The organism is Paraburkholderia sp. RL17-347-BIC-D, assembly GCF_046027915.1.
Classification (GTDB): domain Bacteria; phylum Pseudomonadota; class Gammaproteobacteria; order Burkholderiales; family Burkholderiaceae; genus Paraburkholderia.
Map to the genome: position 1 here is coordinate 1 of NZ_JARESS010000048.1, position 17616 is coordinate 17616.

Sequence of the window (17616 nt, forward strand, 5' to 3'; positions counted from 1 at the left end):
CACCTACTTTCTTTGCTTGCCGCAAAGAAAGTAGGCAAAGAAAGCGGCTTTACACCGCTAGCCTTTAAGCGGGTCCCCCGCGCATCTCAGGTAGTGGTGCATTTGGAATCCGTGCTCTCGCACATTCCGCGTTCGTGACACAGCAGTCATTCTTCCGGCGGCGCTGCGCGCGCCGTCGCGGTACTTCTCTAAACCAATTGGTTTGCTGCGTCCATGATGCGGACGCGTTCGTTGCTTTTTCTTCCTTCTCTCTCGTTCCCTCTGCTTGCTCGACCCGTTCATGCACTCCCGTCAATGATCGGGGCATGAAAATCCAACGCATTTATTGAAAGTCTGTCTTGCAGGGGCGGTGTTTTCTGATCTGGATATATTCGTCTCGTGGCTGCATCCATTGCAATGCGGTCGCTGTTTTCAGGCATCCTCAATTAAATGGAAGGTGATTCATGAATCAGAAGATGAAGCTGGCGCAACTGGTCGGGGCACTGTTTTGCGTCGGTATCGCGTCGTCGGCACACGCGCAAAGCAGCGTCACGCTCTATGGGCTCCTCGACACAGGTATCGATTTCGCCAGCAACGTCAACGGCAGCCGTCTCTATCAGATGGCCAGCGGTGTGAGCGCAGGCAGCCGTTGGGGGCTCAGAGGCAAAGAAGATCTCGGTGGCGGACTGTCCGCTATTTTTGATCTCGAAAGCGGTTTCAATTCGACTAACGGTAGTCTCGGCAGCGGGCTCGCGTTCTCGCGTAACGCCTATGTGGGTCTCGCCAGTCAGACGGTCGGCACCGTCACCCTCGGGCGGCAGTGGGATCCCGTGGTCGATCTCATTGAACCGTTCTCGCTCAACGATAGCTACGGTGGCTGGTATTTCTCCCATCCCAACGACATGGATAACCTCGATAACGGCTTTGCAATCAGCAATGCAGTGAAGTACAAGAGTCCCACCATCGGCGGATTTACCGGCGAAGCGCTCTATTCGTTTGGCGGTCAGGCAGGGCAGTTTTCGAATAATGCGGCTTATAGCGCGGCGGCGGCGTATACGAATGGGCCGTTTTCCATTGGTGCGGGCTATTTGCGTGTCAACGATCCGGAGGAGTCGATTCAGAGCTATCAGAACAGCCCAGGATTTACCAATGCCGTGTACGGCAACTTTCTCGCCAATGCGCGTAGTCAGGGCATCTTTGCCGCCGGCGCTTCGTATCAACTCGGCAAGTTCAAGGTCATGGGCAACTTTACCAATGTCAATTTCCAGCAGGGCGACGCGGGTCAGGACGTCAAATTCCAGAACTATGAAATCGCCGGCACTTTCGCCGCGACTAGTCAGCTCAATCTCGCAGCAGGCTACACCTACACGGATGGCCGGGATCACGCCACCAATCAGGAGCCGAAGTATCAGCAGCTCAATCTGAGCGCGGAATACGAACTGTCGAAACGTACTGCCGTGTATGCACTCGCCGCGCTGCAGAAAGCAAGCGGCGGCGCAGTCGCGCAGATTGCCGGCTTCGATCCGTCGTCCAACGGCAAACAGGTGGTCGGCCGAGTCGGCGTGCGGCACTCGTTCTAGAATCGGAGCAGTCATTAAAAGAGCGCGCTATCCGCGAGGGTAGCGCGCTCTTCCTTTTAGGAGCCAAAGTAGATGTTGCAGTAACTGGGTGGGCCGACGCAGCTGTCGGCAGTGCTCGAAGGTGTCGTCGCGCAGCCGGACAACAGGAGTCCGGCTGCGACAGCGGCCGCGGCGAAGTGCGCGGAGCGTTTGATCGCGGTGCGAAGAGTCATCGATATCGTCGGTGAGGAAGAGGGTGGTGCGATTAACGGTAGAGCTGGTTGAGATAGTTCATCTGACCGTCACCCTCGGCTTTGATCAATTCGCGGTAGACCCGAGCGCGCGTCTTGCCGTGATCGTTCGTGGCGGTCGGCGAACTCCACTTTCCAGCGGATGACAGCGTCGTGGAACGGCTGAGCGTGCCGCCCACCGGCGGCGCGGCGACGGCCGAAGCGGCCGCGGCCGCGAGGCCGGTGGCGAGCAGCAGCGCGAGAGTGGCGCGTGGTCGGAGATCGAGCATTGCAGGCGTCTCAGTGCGCGTAAATCGTCGAGTTCAGATACGCGAGCTGGCCGTCCTTCTCTGCGTGTACCAGTTCCCGATAGACCTGCGCGCGCGTCTTTTCGCCGGTGGCCTGGCCATACGGCGGAACCCACGAACCGGCGGCATTGATCGCTGCGGTGCTATTCGCGGCAACCTGCATCGACGGTGCGCTGGGCTGTTGGGTCGGTGTCGTGGTCGATTGAGCGAAGGCGGAAGCCGTTGCGGTAGCGCCGATGAAAGCGATGGCGAGCGACAGAGATTTCATGTTCGTAATCCTCACAAATCAAGTTGGATGGGCCGATGCGCGAATCTCACTGCATTCGTGGATCGGTTGATGAGAAGGATAGTCAACCGGCTTTAGCGGATCGGCGGTGTGTGCATGAAAAGATATTTATCCGTTCGAGCGTCCGTGAGCCGATGAATCAGGCATTCGCCGGATGCATGTCACGAAGATAAAAAACGTTTCATGAAACGGCTGGTTTTGATCACGGATGTGTCACCGCGTCTATCTACATTGCGGCTACCCGCACGGTGTGCGGGATCGGTCCGACAATGCGCGGGCCGGCGCCTTCTCTTACCCGGAATCAAACATGAACAAAGCATTGGCAACCACACTCGTCGCGCTGGCCGGCACCTTCTGTGCGGCAGCACATGCGCAAAGCAGCGTGACGCTCTACGGCACGCTCGATACGGGTCTCGACTACATCAGCAATCAGAAGACGGCCGCCGGCGGTAAAAGCAACTGGATGATGGAAAGCGGCAACGTGAGCACGGATCGCTGGGGCCTGCGCGGCAACGAAGATCTGGGCGGCGGATTGAGCGCGGTCTTCGATCTCGAGAACGGCTTCAATATCGACAGCGGCAAATTCTCCAACGGCGGGGACGAGTTCGGCCGGCAAGCATGGGTGGGTATCGCGAGCAAGCAGTGGGGCACTGTGACGTTGGGTCGGCAATACGACTTTCTGGTGGATTTCGTCGCGCCGCTGTCGGCGACCGGTTCGGGCTTCGGCGGCAATATCGCCGATCACCCGTTCGATAACGACAACCTCAACAACGATCTGCGCATGAACAACGCGCTGAAATTCCGCAGTGCGACCTATGACGGTCTCACGGTCGGCGGCGCCTACGCGTTCAGCAACGCGGCGGGCGGCTTCAGCAACAACAACGCCTATAGCCTCGGCGCCCAGTGGGCGGGCGGTCCGTTCAATCTGGCCGTCGCGTATCTGCAGATCAACCAGCCGGGCGGCGTCAATCAGCCCGCCAATACGGGTGGCGCGGTGAGCAGCAGCGACGGCGATGCGACCTTCACCGGCGCGCGTCAACGCATTCTCGGCGCGGCGGGGCGCTATACGTTCGGCGCGGCGACGGTCGGCCTCGTCTTCACGCGTACGATGCTCGACGACCCGCATCAGATCATGCAAGGCGGCGCCTATTCCACGCTCAATGGCGATCTGCTGACCTTCAACAATTACGAGCTGAACGCCCGCTACGCGCTAACGCCCGCGTTTACACTCGGCGGTTCTTATACATTTACCGACGGACATTTCAGCGACGCGGGCAAGAGCGTCTCGCCGAAATGGAATCAGTTCATGCTGCAAGCGGATTACGCCTTGTCGCGCCGCACCGATCTGTATCTCGAAGGCGTTTACCAGCACGTGTCGGGTGCGGACGGCATCGCGGTGCTCGGCAATGCCTCGATCTATTCGCTGGCGGCCTCTTCGAACAACCGGCAGGCCGTGGTGGCCGTCGGCGTGCGGCACAGGTTCTGAGCGAAGCGAGCGGACTATCCGCTCGACGCGAGCGCCCGCGCAAACGCAAAAGTCGCCGGTGATGAGCCGGCGATTTTTTTTATGTACCGTGGGACGCGTTAACCCGCGGCGTCGGCAACGCGTGCTTTAGCGGCGTTCGCGTGCGTTTGTGCCTGCGCCGCCTGGACGTCAGGGGCGCTCCTGGCGGCGTCGGCCGACCAGCCACCGCCCAATGCCTCGATCAACGCCACGGAAGCCAGCAAACGCCGCGTATTGAGGTTCAGCGCCGAGATCTGCGTATCGAGTTCGGTAGTCTGCGCCGTCACCACGTCGAGATAGCTGACCACGCCGTCACGGTAGCGCGACATCGACAGCGTCAACGTGCGTTGCGCAGCGATGAGCGCTTCGTTCTGTTTCGTGGCCTCGTCGCCGAGATGATGCAGTTGCGCGAGGTTGTCCTCGACCTGCTGGAAGGCGAGCAGCACAGCGGCCTTGTACTTGGCGCCATTTTCCGCGAGCTTGGCGCGGGCCCGATCGGTGATCGCCGCGCGGCGGCCGCCGTCGAAGAGCGTGAATACGAGGCTCGGCCCGACCGACCACATTTCGTTCGGCGCGATCAGCCACGGCGAGAGCGTGTCGCTTTGATAGCCGCCGTCGAGGCCGAGCGAAATGTCCGGAAAGAACGCTGCCTTGGCGACGCCGATCTGCGCGTTCGCCTCGGCAACACGCCGTTCGGCCGCGGCGATATCGGGGCGCCGTTGCAGCAGCGCCGCCGGCACGCCGGTCGGAATGGACGGCAAGTAGGCAGAGTCGGTCACGGCGGCGAGCGTGAAACTGGACGCGGGCGCACCGGTCAGGCTGGCGATCGCGTGTTCGAAGAGCGCGCGCTGCGCGGCGATGTCGTCGGCGGAAGCGCGCGCGGTGTCGAGTTGCGTCTGCGCGCGCGATACATCGAGATCCGATGCGATGCCGCCGGCGTGGCGGCTCAGCGTGAGCGTGAGGGCGCGCTGGTAGGTGTCGATCGTATCGTTTAGCAGTTGCTGCTGGGCATCGAGGCCGCGCAGGTTGAAATAGGCGCTCGCGAGATTCGCCTGCAAACTCAGACGCACCGATTCGAGGTCGGCCTCGCTGGCCTGCATCGCGGCGCGGCCGGCGGCCACTTCATTGCGGACCTTGCCCCACAGGTCGAGGTCGTAGGCGATGCCGACGTCGACGGTATTGGCGCCGTACACCGCAGGCTGTCCCGCGCCACGCAGCGGCCGGTTATCCGACTGCCGCTGGCGTTCGACCGAGGCTTCGGCGCCGATGGTCGGAAACAGGCCCGAACGCGTCTGCGAGAGATCGGCCGCGGCTTCGTCGTGGCGCGCCATCGCCGCGGCGACGTCGGGGTTCGCGGCGGCCACCTGTTCTTCCAGATGGTCGAGCACGGGGTCGCGATACACGCTCCACCACGCATCGCGTGGCACGCGGTCAGCGGGTCGGGCGAGCTGCCACGGGCCGCTTTCTTTGAACGTGGTGGGGATGCTGGTAGGCGGCGCGTGATAAGTCGGCGCGAACGAGCAGCCGTTCAGCAACGCCGCGGCCGCCAGTGCGATGCATAGACGGCGTTTATCCATGAGTGCTCTCCACCGTGCGTCGGCCGGCCAGGGCGGTGTCGCTCGTGCCGCTCGGGCTGGTCTGCAAGCGCACTTTATCGCCGGATGCGAGCGAGTCGGGCGGGTTGTCGATTACGCGATCCGTGGCGTTCAAACCCGAGGCGATTTCGACGTGCGTGCCAAGATCGGTCGCGATCGATACGGGCTTGAGCTCCGCTCGATTGCCCTTGCCGACCACGGCGACCTGCAAACCGTTCTGCCGGAAGATCAGCGAGCTCGCCGGAATCGACAACGCGTGCGCGTTGGTCGGCAACGCGAAATGCACCTCGGTGTACTCGCCGGGAATCAGCAAACCGTCGTGATTGTCGACCGCGAGCTGGACCAGCAAGGTGCCGGAAGACGGCGTGATGGCGTCGTCGGTGTCGACGAGTTTCGCGTTGAACTTCGCGCCCGGCCGCTCGGGCACCGTGAGCGTGGCGCTCATGCCGGGCTGGATCGCGGCCGCTTCATCCTGCGGCACGCTCACGTAGACGCGCAGCTGATGCGCGTCGGACACCGAGAACAGTTCGGGCCCATTGCCGCCGCCCGCATTGATGAGCGCGCCGATGTCGGTGGTGCGCGCCGTGACGATGCCGTCGAACGGCGCGGTAATGCGCTTGAACGATTCGAGCGCTTCGAGGCGCCGCACGTTGGCCTCGTTGGCGGCGACGGTGGCCTGTTTGGCGACGAGATCGCTGGTCTTTTCATCGGCGTCCTGCTGCGAGACGGAGTCCTGCTGCAACATCTGCGTCCAGCGGCGCGCGGTGGACGCCGCGAGTTTTTCATTGGCCACCGAGTTTTGCAAATCGGCGCGCGCCTGCTGCAATTGCTGGTCGAGGTCGGGCGTATCGATCTCGCCGAGCAACTGCCCGGCTTTGACATGCGTGCCTATATCCGCGTACCACGCATGCAGATAACCCGACACCCGCGCATAGATCGGTGCATTGACGAAGGCGGACAGACGGCCGGGCAACACCAGTGCTTGCGCGTCGAGGTCCCGCTTAGGTGTGTAAGCCACTACGGTAGGCACGGCTTGCTGGGCGGACCAGGTGGTCAATTCCTGTTTCGCATGCACGCGGCTGGCAACGCCGCTCGCCACGATGCCCGCTGCCGCCAGCAGCGCGACGATACCGATGAGTTTCAGATGACGCAGCCGTTTCGGCGAATTGATCTCGATCTCAGTGGACATGATGGACTCCGGGTTCGGAAGAAGAGTGATCGTGCGAAGGGCGGTGAGCGGCGGCGTCGCGCCGGTGCACGATGCTGAATACGACGGGGACGAACAGCAGCGTGGCGAACGTCGCGCAAAGCAGGCCGCCGATCACGGCGCGGCCGAGCGGCGCGTTCTGTTCGCCGCCGTCGCCGAGACCGAGCGCCATCGGCGCCATGCCGATGATCATCGCGAGTGCGGTCATCAACACCGGGCGAAAGCGCGTAAAGCCCGCTTCCATCGCGGCGACCAAGGCGTTGCCGGTGACGGCCAGCCGTTCACGCGCGAAGCTCACCACCAGAATGCTGTTGGCGGTCGCCACGCCCATGCACAGAATCGCGCCCGTCAACGCCGGCACCGAGAGCGGCGTGCGCGTGGTGAACAGCATCCAGACGATGCCGGCCAACGCTGCGGGCAATGCGGTGACGATCACGAACGCGTCGCTCCACGAATGGAAGTTCACGACGATCAGCAGATAGATCAGTGCAATCGCGCCGACCAGACCGAGCGACAAACCGAGAAACGCGCTATTCATCGTCTGCACCTGTCCGCGCAACGTGACGATGGAACCCTTGGGCACGTCTTTCTCCGTCGCGTGCAGGATGCTCTGAATCTTCGCCGCCACCGCGCCGAGATCCTGGCCTTGGGTTGTCGCGAACACGTCGTAGAGCGGTTCGATGTCGTAGTGCGAGACCACCGCATTGCCCACGCCGCGTGTAATCGTCGCAATGCCGCCGAGAATCTGCGCCTGGCCGCTCTTGCCGGTCACGGGCAGGTTGTTCAGATTCGACAGGGACGTCATGCGATATTGCGGCGTCTGCGCGACGATCGGATACGACACGCCGTTGTTAGGGTTGAGCCAGTACGTCGGCGACACCTGGCTCGTGCCGGACAGACTCGCCACCACGGAGTTGGTGACATCCTGTTCGGTAATGCCGAGCTGATCGGCGCGCGAGCGGTCCACGGAAACGGTGAACTGCGGATACGTCGACGCCTGTTGCATGCGCGTATCGGCAATGCCGGGAATCATGCGCATGCGGCGCATGACTTCATTCGCGTACCGGTGATTGGCGGCCTGGTTCGGACCGGCCACTTGCAGATCGATCGGCGCGGGTGCGCCGAAATTCAGAATCTGGCTGACGATATCGGCCGGCAGGAAGGCGAACGTCGTGCCCGGAAATTGACGCGGCAGGGTTTCACGCAACGTGCGCACGAAGTCCGCGGTGGGCCGATGATTTTCGTTCAGCGAGATCAGAATGTCGCCATCTTGCGGCCCAGCCGTGCCGCTATTGTTATACGTGAGATTGATCCCGCTATTCGGCAAGCCGATGTTGTCGATGATGCTGCGCAACTGGTCCGGCGGAATTGCGCGGCGCACCGCGTTCTCGATCAGATCGAACTGCGCGGCGGTATCTTCGATTCGTGTGCCGATCGGCGCACGCACGTGGATCGCAATTTCGCCGGAATCGATATCGGGGAAGAAATTGCGGCCGAGCCACGGCGCGAGCAGGAACGACGCCCCCACCACGATCAGAAAGCCCGTCACGAAGCGTTTGCGATGCGTGAGCGCGAGACCGAGCACGATCCGGTACACGCCGCGCACGCGTTCGAAGCGCTGCTCGAAGCCGCGCTGGAAGCGCACCAGCGGATTGCGCGAAGGCGCGGCGTGGGAGTGGCCGCCATGCGGGTCCATCGTCGCGGCCAGTTCACCGGACGCGTGGCCGCCCGATGCATGGGCACGCAGCAGGTATTGCGCCATCATCGGCACGAAAGTGCGCGAGAGGACGAAGGAGGCGATCATCGCGAAGATCACGGCCTCGGCCATGGGCACGAACAGGAAACGCGCAATGCCGTCGAGCAACAGCATCGGCACGAACACGATGCAGATGCACAGCAACGACACGAACGCGGGCGCGACGATCTGCGCGGCGCCGTCGAGAATCGCGCTCTTTACGTCCTTGCCCTGTTCCAGATGCCAGTTGATGTTCTCGATGGTGACGGTGGCGTCGTCGACCAGAATCCCGACCGCCAATGCAAGGCCGCCGAGCGTCATCACGTTGAGCGTTTCGCCCATTGCCGCGAGCCCGGCAATGGCCGCCAGCACGGCGAGCGGAATCGACGCCGCGATGATCAGCGTGGAGCGCCAACTGCCGAGGAACAGCAGGATCATCAGCGAAGTGAGCGCGGCGGCGATCACGCCCTCGCGCGCCACGCCGCTGACGGCACCTTTCACGAAGGTCGACTGATCGCCCATCGTGACAAGCTTGAGTCCGGGCGGCAAGGTCGCTTCGATACGCGGCAGTTGTGCCTTTACGCCGGAGATGATGTCGAGTGTGGAGGCGGAGCCGTTCTTCAGAATACTCATCAGCACCGCGCGGTGCCCGTCCACGCGCACCACGTTGCCTTGCGGCGGATAACCGTCGCGTACGTGCGCCACGTCGCGGATATAGATCGTGGCGCCGTCCACGGTTTTGATCGGCAGCGCGTTCAATTCGTCGAGAGCAAGCGGACTGTTGTTCAGCTTGATGTTGTATTCGAAGCGGCCGATCTTCTCGGTACCCGCCGGAATGATCTGGTTCTGCTGCGCGAGCGCGGTGGCGACATCGTTCGCCGAGAGTTTTTTCGCCTGCAAGGCCTGCGGGTCGAGATCGATCTGCACTTCACGCGTCTTTCCGCCGTACGGCGTGGGAATCGCCACGCCCGGCACGCTCAGCAATTGCGGACGAATGAAGTTGGTCGCGTAGTCGGCGAGCTTCTGTTCGTCGAGCGTATTGCTGGTCAGCGCCAGTTGCAGCACCGGCACCGTGGACGCGTTGTAGTTCAGGATTTGCGGCGGCGTGGTGCCGGGCGGCATCTGCTTGAGCACCGTCTGCGAAACCGAAGTCACCTGGGCGGTGGCGGTGCGGATATCCACGGTCGGCTGGAAGAAGATCTTCACGATGCCGTAGCCGCGAAACGACTGCGACTCGATATGCGCGATGTCGTTGACGGTGGTGCCGAGCGTGCGCTCGTAGTACGTGACGATGCGCCCGGACATGTCGTCCGGTTGCAGGCCGGCGTAATTCCACACCACGCTGATCACGGGAATGCGGATGTCGGGGAAGATATCCGTCGGCGTGCGCAATGCGGCAAGCGGGCCGATCAACAGGATCAGCATCGCGAGCACGATAAACGTGTAGGGCCGGGTCAAAGCTAACCGGACTATTTTTAACATCGAAGGCTGCTCCGTTCAGAGGCGCGGTTGAATCTGCGCGGGCGTGTGGCAATGGGGACTCGCGTCGATGGCGCGGCCCGGTAACGGCATTCTGGGGAGCGGGCCCTAACAGGCGCGGACAAAACAAATGAAACTAGTTTTAGGAAGCGGCGTGTGATGTGCGTTTGCGTCGATAGGCGTGCTGAAACGGCTTTGGCGCTGCATGCAGCGCCAAAGCTTGCTCGTCAGAAATGCGAATGCGCCTGGGTCAGCCGAACAGATAGCCCGAGCCGCGAATCGTGCGAATCAAGGGACGTTCGCCGGGCATCTCGACTTTCTTGCGCAAACGCCCCACGTGCACGTCGATCAGATTCGTACCCGGGTCGAAGCGACAACCCCACACGGCTTCGAAAATCATCGTGCGTGTGAGCACCTGGCCGGTGTGGCGCATCATGAATTCGAGCACGCGGAATTCGGTGGGTTGCAGATCGAGCTCGCGCTGACGGTGGGTGACTTTGCGGCGCACCAGATCGAGTTCGAGCGCGCCGTTGCGCAGCATCGTTTCAGCTTTCGCGTGACGTGGACGCCGCCGCAATAGCACCTCGACGCGTGCGAACATTTCATCGGGCGAGAAGGGCTTGGTCAGATAGTCGTCGCCGCCGGCACGCAGGCCCCGAATGCGCTGATCGACATCGGACATCGCGCTCATCACCAGCACGGGCGTTTCCATGCCGACACCGCGCATGGTCGCGACGATCGTCAGACCGTCGAGATCGGGCAGCATGCGGTCGAGCGTGACGACGTCGTAATCGCCCGCCATCACTTTCGCCATGCCTTCGCGGCCGGTGTGAGCCACATCGACGGAAAAACCGCTCGCGCTGAGCGTGCGAACGATGTCGTGAGCGATCAGCTCGTCATCTTCAATCGTCAATATCCTGGGCATGATGCGTGCGCCCGCTTCAGGCGACCGCGCGCAGTGCAACCGGGCGGTCCGGCGCGCGATACTGGCTGACCGCGAAGTCGATGAAGCTGCGTACGCGCATCGACAGGTAATTGCGGCCGGAGTAGAGAATCGACACCTGGCGCGGGCCGCCGTTGATCTCGAACTGTTCGAGCACGGGGACCAGCGCACCGCGCGTGAGATCGTCGGCGATGATCGGCATGGGCAGCAAGGCGATGCCCATATGGTTGAGCGCGGCCACGCGCACCATTGCACTGCTGGTCGCGGTGAGCGCGCTGCCGGTGTTGACGCGGTAGATGCCGTCGGCGTCCGCGAATTCCCAGGCTCGCGGCGAACCGTCGGACACTGTCAGCAGACCATGCCGGTTCAAAGCAGCGGGGTCGCGTGGCGTGCCGTTGCGCGCAAGATAAGTGGGCGACGCAACCGTCAGTTCGTCGACGCTGGTGAGTGTGCGGCTCACCAGCGTGGAATTGGCGAGGCGCCGGTCGTCGGAGAAGCACACGTCGAAGCCGCCTTCCACGAGATCGATCTGCGTGTCGAACGTCGTCACGTCGAAGTCCACGCGCGGATGCAGCGTGCGGTAGGCGGCAAGCAGCGCGCCCAAGCCCGCGGTGGCGAAGGTCATGGGCGTGGCGATCCGTAACGTGCCCTGCGGGTCGCGCGTGGTCTCCAGCAGATTCGATTCCATCTCGTCGAGTTTCTCGATGATCGCGCGGCAACCATCGAGATATTCGCGGCCCACGTCCGTCAGCGAAAGACTGCGTGTGGTGCGGTTCAATAGGCGCATGTTCAGATGCGCTTCCAGCGTGCCGACGCTGCGCGTGACCGCGGCCGCGGACATGCCTAACTGTCTCGCCGCGAGATTGAAGCTGGCGAGATCGACTACTCGTGTGAAGACACGCATCGCTTGTAGCTGGTTCATGTTGGAACAGTAGAGAAGGGCGATGGGTGCATCATCGGCGATGGCGGATAAATCCGCGCTGCTAGGTGCATTAAGTCTTTTTTAATTTTGTGCAATGTTCATGAACTGTACGCGCGAACGGCTTGCCGATTCCAGGAGAACTGTCAGCAAAACTAAGCAATGGACAAAAAAAGAGCGCGGACAAAGCCGCGCTTGCGAAAGAGACTTGAATGAAAGTAACCGCAGCTACGCGGCCACTGAAGTATAGGTGGACTGCGTAACGCGTTGCGCGCGTGATCTGAAACGCAGTCCTGCGTGAAACGCAACAAGCCTGCCTGCGGGTGTTTCAGTTGAGCATGCCGTGTACTTCCAGCGACGCTTCCAGTTGCTGCGTGAGCGCGTGGTGCAGTTTGGCGAGGCTTTCGGTGGGCAGTGCGAAACCGGCCCAGCCGAGACCGGAATGCCGCAGGAACAGCACGGCGCCATCGTGCAGCGGATGCTTCTCCGCATGCCAGCACGGGTCGATCTCGATCACGTACTGGTGGGTGCGCAGCGGCTCCTTGGGCACTTCCGGGCGCATGCCGGCCCGCAGGACGCTGAGGTGCTCGATCACGGCGTCCAGATCGGCCACGTCGAGCAGCACGGCGCTGTCTGCGATGGCGATGCGAACCGCGTGCTGACCATATTCGTTGACTCTCTCGATGCTCATGGGGCGCGACATGTGCTGGCTCCTTGCGGCTATCACGATGCACAAATTATGTCGCTGCCGCGTCTGGCGAATCCTTAAAGAGCACGATCCACGGATGAAACTTTGTTTAAGGAACGCGCCTGCCGCACTCGCCACGGCCGGCGTTCAATCCTCTGATGTTTGCCGGAATTGTGCGCCGCAACCTCGCATTGTTCATACGTATAAAACCGCCAATGTTTCAATATAGAAACATTTTTAGGCGTTCGAGAATCGCGATTCCAAATCTAAATCGCGATCGATTCGTTAAATACGGGTTCGATTGCATCGGGTGGTCGATAAATTCCCAATTTGCGAATAAAGCCGCTATTGAACGGTCATTATCTGGGAGGTTTGGAGTTCAAGTTTGAAACACTTTTGGATGACGCTCCGCCATACGCGGGTCACAAATCGAATCCCTGCCGACAGGCTCGGTTCACGCGCGCCGATGCCTGAAGATCAAGGCTGCACGTGGCTTCCCCGCCAGATGGCGAAAATCGCGCCAGCATGGTTTGCTGTCGCGGCTGCGCGACCCGCCGTTCTCATATCAAACGCAAGATTACGGTTTTCTTCATACATTCTGTTTCTCGATAGTAATTTGTTTTTCAAATTTACTATAGCGATCCATTCCGCTAACATCACGCTTAATCCGTTAAGTGGCCTTGCCGTGATTCTGCCGGCAATAAATCATTTCGCTCATAGTGGCTGCTAACGGCGATCGGGGTCCACAATGTACGACAGTTTGGGGAAATATCATGCCGCACATGCACCTTGATACTGCGAGGATCACCTGGTTACATACGCCGACGCTGAACGTGCGTAGTGCAACGCGGCGAATCGGCGTGCTGCTGTTCGACGGCTTCTGGCTGCTCGGCCCAGGCACCGTGGTGGAGATGTTCCAGACCGCAAACGAACTCTCGGGCTCGCGCGCCGGTGAAGAACAGCCTTACGAAGTGCAATTCCTTTCCATGGACGGCGGCAGCGTCGCCAGTTCTTCTTCCGCGCGCATCTGGACTGACCGTATCGACGCGCGCTTTGCCAGCGGTTTCGACGTGCTGTTCATCGCGGGCGGCTACGGCGCGCATGTGGCCGCGCGCGACGAGCGCGTGCTGGGCTGGCTGCGTTCGGTGCAATCGCGCACTCGTGCGATCGAAACAATCGGTGAAGGGCGGCTCGTGCTGGAAGCGGCTGGCCCGACGGATAGCGACGGACTGCAGGTGAGCCGCTACCTCAACAATGTCACCGGCGAGTCCGCGCTCAACGCGTCCAATGATCGTAACGATTGTGCCCGCAGCGCGCTCATGTTCATCAAACGCGATCTCGGTGCCGAGCTTGCTCGCAGCGTTGCCGACCGTGTGATGCCTGGCATGGCTGCAACCTGGGTGCCGTTGCCGGCGGAAGGCGGCACGCTCAGCGTGGCCGAGAAGATCCGTGCCGCGGCGCGCTGGATGGAGGCCAATTGCGATCGTCCGGTTTCAGTGGCCGACGCCGCGCAGGTCGCGGCGATGAGCGAGCGCAATTTCCTGCGGCGCTTCAAGCATGAAATGCAGGTCACGCCGTCGGACTATCTGCTGCAGGTCCGACTGCGCATTGCCTGCAACTTCCTGACCGAGACCGAACTACCGGTCGACAAGATTGCGCGGCGCAGCGGCACGGGCAACGGCGATCGTCTGGCGAAGATTTTCCGCAAGCGCATGGCGCTATCTCCAACCGAATATCGCGCGCGCAGCCGCGTGGCGAGCGAGGCGTAATATTCATGCAGGTGCCCGTGCCGGCGGCGGGGCGCCTTACGACAGTTGGGCGCGTCCGTCGTGGCGGCCGCGTTTTCGCCGGTCAGGCTTCTTACGAGCACAGCAGCAATGGGCAACAAGGTGATCGCGACGGCATTGCCGGAGGTGAAACTCATCGAGCCCGAGGTGTTTTGCGACGAATTCGGCTTCTGCTTCGAGAGCTTCAGCGCGGACGAGTTTATCGACGACCTCTCGCAAGCTTTCCAGTTCGTGCAGGACCGGCATTCGCGTGCGGTGCATGGCGTGTTGCGCGGGTTGCACTATCAGGTGCAACGTCCTCAGGGTCGCCTCATGCGGGTCGTGGTGGGCGAAGTCTTTGCGGTTGCCGTCGACGTGCGGCTCAATTCGCCGAATTTTGGCAAGTGGTGCGGGGCGTATTTGAGCGCGGCCAATTATCGGCAGATCTGGGCGCCACCGGGCTTCGCGCTCGGTTTCGTCGTGCTGTCCAACTTTGCCGAATGTTTGTGGAAGACCACGGAATACTGGTTTCCCGAACTGGAGCGCTGCATTCTATGGCGCGATCCCGACATCGGCGTCGAGTGGCCGATCGATTTCGAACCGACCCTTGGCGCGAAGGATGCCGCGGGCCGGCGTCTTTACGAAGCGGAAAACATCGCCTGAGTTGAGTGTGCGGTCTTGCCGCGCCGAAGCGCACGCCTCGCGCCGCGCCTGTCAGCGCGTCGCCAATACGGCGCCGACGCTTGCGGTCACCACTAGCAACGTGCCCGCTATCTGTAAAACCCCCATCGGCTGATGCAGTACGACGAAGCCGGCCAACGCGCCGATCGCCGGTTCGACGCTCATCAGGATTCCGAATGAGGCGGCCGGCATGTGCCGCAGCGCCACCATTTCCAGCGCGTACGGCAACAGCGGGACCAGTACCGCGAGGCCCGCCGTCGCCGCGATCTGGCCCGTCTCGACATGCAGACCGCTTTGCGCCAATCCGAATGGCGTGGCCACGAGTGCCGCAGCGATCAGCGATACCGACAGTCCCTCGAGTCCAGCGAACAAGGTGCCGGTCTTCTTCATCAACACGATGTAGGTGCCCCACCCGAGCGCCGCGCCGCAGGCGAGCAGCACGCCGAGCGGTTCGCCGATCCAGCCGGCGCGATCACGCGAAAGCAGTATGACGCCGGCAATCGCCAGCGCGGGCCAGAGCAAGGCTCGCGCGCGACGGACCGCGAAGGTCGCGACGGCGAGTGGCCCGAGAAAGTCGATCGCGACGGCGAGTCCTAAAGGAATGCGCTGGAGCGCCGCGAAAAAGCACAGCGTCATGCCCGCCATCGCCGCGCCGAGCACGCCGGCGGCAGTCCAGTGAGCGCGCGAGTATCTCAGCAAGCGCGGACGCACCAGCAAGGCGAGCACCAATGCCGCCCAGCACAGGCGCAACCATGTGGTGCTGAGTGAACCGTAGGTGGCCATCGTCGGCGCGGAAAGCGCGGCGCCGAATTGCACGCACGACATCGACAGTACGCACAGCAACGCCGCCCCGGCCGCGCTGCGGGCGGGTTTGACGCTGGTTTGCGCGGGATTCAGCGCGGCTTGGAGGGTGGTGTCCTGCATGGTCGTCTGGTGAGTTGGCGCTCGATCGGAGTTCGTCATCGCTATCTTATCGGTGCCGGCGGTATTAAGATAAGTTGATATTTCTTATGCTGACTTCAAGTACCTTTATGACCCGAGATCTCGACAGCAGCCTGCTGCGCGCCTTCGTCACCGTGGCCGAGACGGGCGCAGTGGGCGTGGCGGCGACGCGCCTCGCGCGGACCCAGGCCGCGGTGAGCATGCAATTGCGCCGGCTCGAGGAAGAACTCGGCCAGCGTCTGCTCGACCGTTCGCCGCGCGGCGTGCAGCTTACCGAAGCAGGTCACTTGTTGCTGCCGTATGCCCACACGATACTCGGCGCGGGCGCCGATGCGCGCCGCGCGTTGAGCGCAGGTCAGGTGTCCGGCACCGTGCGGCTCGGCATGCTGGAGGACATTGCGGTCGGTCGTTTGCCGCGGGCGTTGCGGCGCTTTTCGATCGCTTATCCGCAAGTGGCGCTGGAGATCGTCGTTGACAGCAGTGCGGCGCTGTCGAACCGGCTCGCGGATGGCAGCCTCGACGTGGTGGTCGGCGATCCCGCGCTGGTCGACGCGACGCCGCTTCTCACATGGACGCAACCGCTCTTCTGGGTCGGCGCGCGCGGTTTCAGCCGCGACGCGCAGGCCGCGTTGCCGGTGGTGGCATTCGGCGGCGCGTGTCTGTGGCAGCAGCAGGTGTTGACGGCGCTGCGGCGCGCGGGGATCGCGTGGCGCATCGTGTGCACCAGCACTAGTCTGCCGGCCGTGCAATCCGCGGTTGAAGCGGGGCTCGGCGTGTCGGTGCTGCTCGACGGCAACATCCGTTCGGAATCGATGCGCGTGCTCGGTCAAAGCGACGCTTTGCCCGACGCGCCCACCGCGGACTTCGGGCTCTTCATGCGCGAGGTTACCGGCGCGCAGGCGGCCGCCGTGCAAACCTTGCAAACGTTCCTCTGCGAGGAATTGCATCTCGGTCTGCGCGAAGGCGGGCCGCAGCTCGTGCCGGCTTTGGGTTAATGCGTCGGCGCCTAGTCCCATGTGAGTTTTTACGACATTTTTTCTTGAGACGCACCCACGCGAAATCTACACTTCGAGCATCTTGATACCACGAGGTGCTCAACGTGAAGCGACGTGCAACGAAGCAACAATCCGTTCGTATCGACTACGTGTGTCACGGCATGGGCCGTGTCGAATTGCGCCGCTTCGATCCGGCACGCGATTCGTTCGTCGCGTTGACGGCGTTGTTGCATCGGGCCTTCACGCCGCTCGGCGCGATGGGCCTCAATTGCACGTGCGTGGATCAGACCGTCGAGACCACACGCTTGCGCGCAACGCGCGGCGATTGCTACGTGGCGGTGTGCGACGGGCGCATCGTCGGCACGATGACGCTCTATGCGACGGACCGTGAATCGGCGTGCGATCTATACCGTCGCGACGATATCGCCAGCATGCGCCAGTTCGCGGTCGAGCCGGTGTGGCAGTCGCGCGGTATCGGTACGTTGCTGATCGCATTCGCCGATCATTGGGCCGCGACGCGAGGTTATGCCGAGCTTGCGCTCGACACGCCGCAACCGGCAGCGCATCTGATCGCGTTTTATCGTGGACAGGGGTTTCGTATCGTCGATTTCGTGCGCTTCGACGGCAAGCGTTACGACAGCGCGATCTTGAGCAAGCCGCCGGTGGCGACGCGTACGCTCGCTAACTGGTCGCATCGATTGAGCGTGCGTGCGCCGATTGCGCGCGCGGCGTGAAGACGAGGAAGCGACAACGAAGAGCGGGGAAGTGCTGCGGTGCAATGCGCTGTGTAGAACGCATGG

The 17616-nt window shown here is 62.3% G+C and carries 15 protein-coding genes; 6 read left to right on the forward strand and 9 right to left on the reverse strand.

Annotated elements, in window-relative coordinates; translation table 11 throughout:
* Positions 1 to 443: 443 nt before the first annotated feature.
* Positions 444 to 1559 (forward strand): porin, encoded by a 1116-nt coding sequence (locus P0D96_RS37995; RefSeq protein ID WP_408183143.1) that lies wholly within the window; start codon positions 444 to 446, stop codon positions 1557 to 1559.
* Between the two features lie 244 nt (positions 1560 to 1803).
* Here P0D96_RS37995 and P0D96_RS38000 read toward each other — a convergent pair whose 3' ends face one another.
* Both P0D96_RS38000 and P0D96_RS38005 read right to left on the reverse strand, forming a co-directional pair.
* Positions 1804 to 2058, reverse strand: a complete 255-nt coding sequence (locus P0D96_RS38000; RefSeq protein WP_408280157.1) for a DUF4148 domain-containing protein — start codon at positions 2056 to 2058, stop codon at positions 1804 to 1806.
* Positions 2059 to 2068: 10 nt separating this feature from the next.
* Positions 2069 to 2344, reverse strand: a complete 276-nt coding sequence (locus tag P0D96_RS38005) for a DUF4148 domain-containing protein (RefSeq protein WP_408181418.1) — start codon at positions 2342 to 2344, stop codon at positions 2069 to 2071.
* Positions 2345 to 2669: 325 nt separating this feature from the next.
* On the opposite strand from P0D96_RS38005, the gene P0D96_RS38010 reads away from it, so the two are divergent.
* The gene (locus P0D96_RS38010) at positions 2670 to 3848 is read left to right on the forward strand and encodes a porin (RefSeq protein WP_408318906.1); all 1179 of its coding nucleotides are present in this window, start codon (positions 2670 to 2672) and stop codon (positions 3846 to 3848) included.
* A gap of 98 nt (positions 3849 to 3946) precedes the next feature.
* On the opposite strand, the gene P0D96_RS38015 is transcribed toward P0D96_RS38010, so the two are convergent.
* From P0D96_RS38015 to P0D96_RS38040, 6 genes are all read right to left on the reverse strand, one after another.
* Complete coding sequence (locus tag P0D96_RS38015) at positions 3947 to 5443, reverse strand: efflux transporter outer membrane subunit (RefSeq protein ID WP_408318908.1); 1497 nt, start codon at positions 5441 to 5443, stop codon at positions 3947 to 3949.
* Positions 5436 to 6650, reverse strand: a complete 1215-nt coding sequence (locus P0D96_RS38020) for an efflux RND transporter periplasmic adaptor subunit (RefSeq protein WP_408181423.1) — start codon at positions 6648 to 6650, stop codon at positions 5436 to 5438. Before P0D96_RS38020 ends, P0D96_RS38015 begins: the two co-directional genes overlap by 8 nt.
* Positions 6640 to 9885 (reverse strand): efflux RND transporter permease subunit, encoded by a 3246-nt coding sequence (locus P0D96_RS38025; RefSeq protein WP_408280163.1) that lies wholly within the window; start codon positions 9883 to 9885, stop codon positions 6640 to 6642. The genes P0D96_RS38020 and P0D96_RS38025 overlap by 11 nt, the downstream gene beginning before the upstream one ends.
* Before the next feature lie 247 nt (positions 9886 to 10132).
* Positions 10133 to 10807, reverse strand: coding sequence for a response regulator transcription factor (locus P0D96_RS38030; RefSeq protein ID WP_408318910.1), 675 nt, complete (start codon positions 10805 to 10807; stop codon positions 10133 to 10135).
* 16 nt (positions 10808 to 10823) lie between these two features.
* The gene (locus tag P0D96_RS38035) at positions 10824 to 11747 is read right to left on the reverse strand and encodes a LysR family transcriptional regulator (RefSeq protein WP_132375119.1); all 924 of its coding nucleotides are present in this window, start codon (positions 11745 to 11747) and stop codon (positions 10824 to 10826) included.
* A gap of 325 nt (positions 11748 to 12072) precedes the next feature.
* On the reverse strand, positions 12073 to 12447 hold the full coding sequence (locus P0D96_RS38040; protein ID WP_408318912.1) for a hypothetical protein: 375 nt from the start codon (positions 12445 to 12447) through the stop codon (positions 12073 to 12075).
* 758 nt (positions 12448 to 13205) lie between these two features.
* Here P0D96_RS38040 and P0D96_RS38045 point away from each other — a divergent pair.
* Positions 13206 to 14201, forward strand: coding sequence for a GlxA family transcriptional regulator (locus P0D96_RS38045; protein WP_408181428.1), 996 nt, complete (start codon positions 13206 to 13208; stop codon positions 14199 to 14201).
* 108 nt (positions 14202 to 14309) lie between these two features.
* Complete coding sequence (gene rfbC / locus P0D96_RS38050) at positions 14310 to 14861, forward strand: dTDP-4-dehydrorhamnose 3,5-epimerase (protein WP_132375116.1); 552 nt, start codon at positions 14310 to 14312, stop codon at positions 14859 to 14861.
* Positions 14862 to 14912: 51 nt separating this feature from the next.
* On the opposite strand, the gene P0D96_RS38055 is transcribed toward rfbC, so the two are convergent.
* The gene (locus P0D96_RS38055) at positions 14913 to 15803 is read right to left on the reverse strand and encodes an EamA family transporter (RefSeq protein WP_408318915.1); all 891 of its coding nucleotides are present in this window, start codon (positions 15801 to 15803) and stop codon (positions 14913 to 14915) included.
* A gap of 107 nt (positions 15804 to 15910) precedes the next feature.
* Between P0D96_RS38055 and P0D96_RS38060 the strand changes: the two genes are divergently transcribed.
* Both P0D96_RS38060 and P0D96_RS38065 read left to right on the forward strand, forming a co-directional pair.
* Positions 15911 to 16816, forward strand: a complete 906-nt coding sequence (locus P0D96_RS38060) for a LysR substrate-binding domain-containing protein (protein ID WP_408318917.1) — start codon at positions 15911 to 15913, stop codon at positions 16814 to 16816.
* Positions 16817 to 16920: 104 nt separating this feature from the next.
* Positions 16921 to 17550, forward strand: a complete 630-nt coding sequence (locus tag P0D96_RS38065) for a GNAT family N-acetyltransferase (protein WP_408181435.1) — start codon at positions 16921 to 16923, stop codon at positions 17548 to 17550.
* The last annotated feature ends 66 nt before the right edge of the window (positions 17551 to 17616 follow it).

What these genes read in the sequence shown, in the direction of transcription:
- P0D96_RS37995 (WP_408183143.1), top strand. Translation starts at nt 444, where the DNA reads ATGAATCAGAAGATGAAGCTGGCGCAACTGGTCGGGGCACTGTTTTGC.
- P0D96_RS38000 (WP_408280157.1), bottom strand. Translation starts at nt 2,058, where the DNA reads ATGCTCGATCTCCGACCACGCGCCACTCTCGCGCTGCTGCTCGCCACC.
- P0D96_RS38005 (WP_408181418.1), bottom strand. Translation starts at nt 2,344, where the DNA reads ATGAAATCTCTGTCGCTCGCCATCGCTTTCATCGGCGCTACCGCAACG.
- P0D96_RS38010 (WP_408318906.1), top strand. Translation starts at nt 2,670, where the DNA reads ATGAACAAAGCATTGGCAACCACACTCGTCGCGCTGGCCGGCACCTTC.
- P0D96_RS38015 (WP_408318908.1), bottom strand. Translation starts at nt 5,443, where the DNA reads ATGGATAAACGCCGTCTATGCATCGCACTGGCGGCCGCGGCGTTGCTG.
- P0D96_RS38020 (WP_408181423.1), bottom strand. Translation starts at nt 6,650, where the DNA reads ATGTCCACTGAGATCGAGATCAATTCGCCGAAACGGCTGCGTCATCTG.
- P0D96_RS38025 (WP_408280163.1), bottom strand. Translation starts at nt 9,885, where the DNA reads ATGTTAAAAATAGTCCGGTTAGCTTTGACCCGGCCCTACACGTTTATC.
- P0D96_RS38030 (WP_408318910.1), bottom strand. Translation starts at nt 10,807, where the DNA reads ATGCCCAGGATATTGACGATTGAAGATGACGAGCTGATCGCTCACGAC.
- P0D96_RS38035 (WP_132375119.1), bottom strand. Translation starts at nt 11,747, where the DNA reads ATGAACCAGCTACAAGCGATGCGTGTCTTCACACGAGTAGTCGATCTC.
- P0D96_RS38040 (WP_408318912.1), bottom strand. Translation starts at nt 12,447, where the DNA reads ATGTCGCGCCCCATGAGCATCGAGAGAGTCAACGAATATGGTCAGCAC.
- P0D96_RS38045 (WP_408181428.1), top strand. Translation starts at nt 13,206, where the DNA reads ATGCCGCACATGCACCTTGATACTGCGAGGATCACCTGGTTACATACG.
- rfbC (WP_132375116.1), top strand. Translation starts at nt 14,310, where the DNA reads ATGGGCAACAAGGTGATCGCGACGGCATTGCCGGAGGTGAAACTCATC.
- P0D96_RS38055 (WP_408318915.1), bottom strand. Translation starts at nt 15,803, where the DNA reads ATGCAGGACACCACCCTCCAAGCCGCGCTGAATCCCGCGCAAACCAGC.
- P0D96_RS38060 (WP_408318917.1), top strand. Translation starts at nt 15,911, where the DNA reads ATGACCCGAGATCTCGACAGCAGCCTGCTGCGCGCCTTCGTCACCGTG.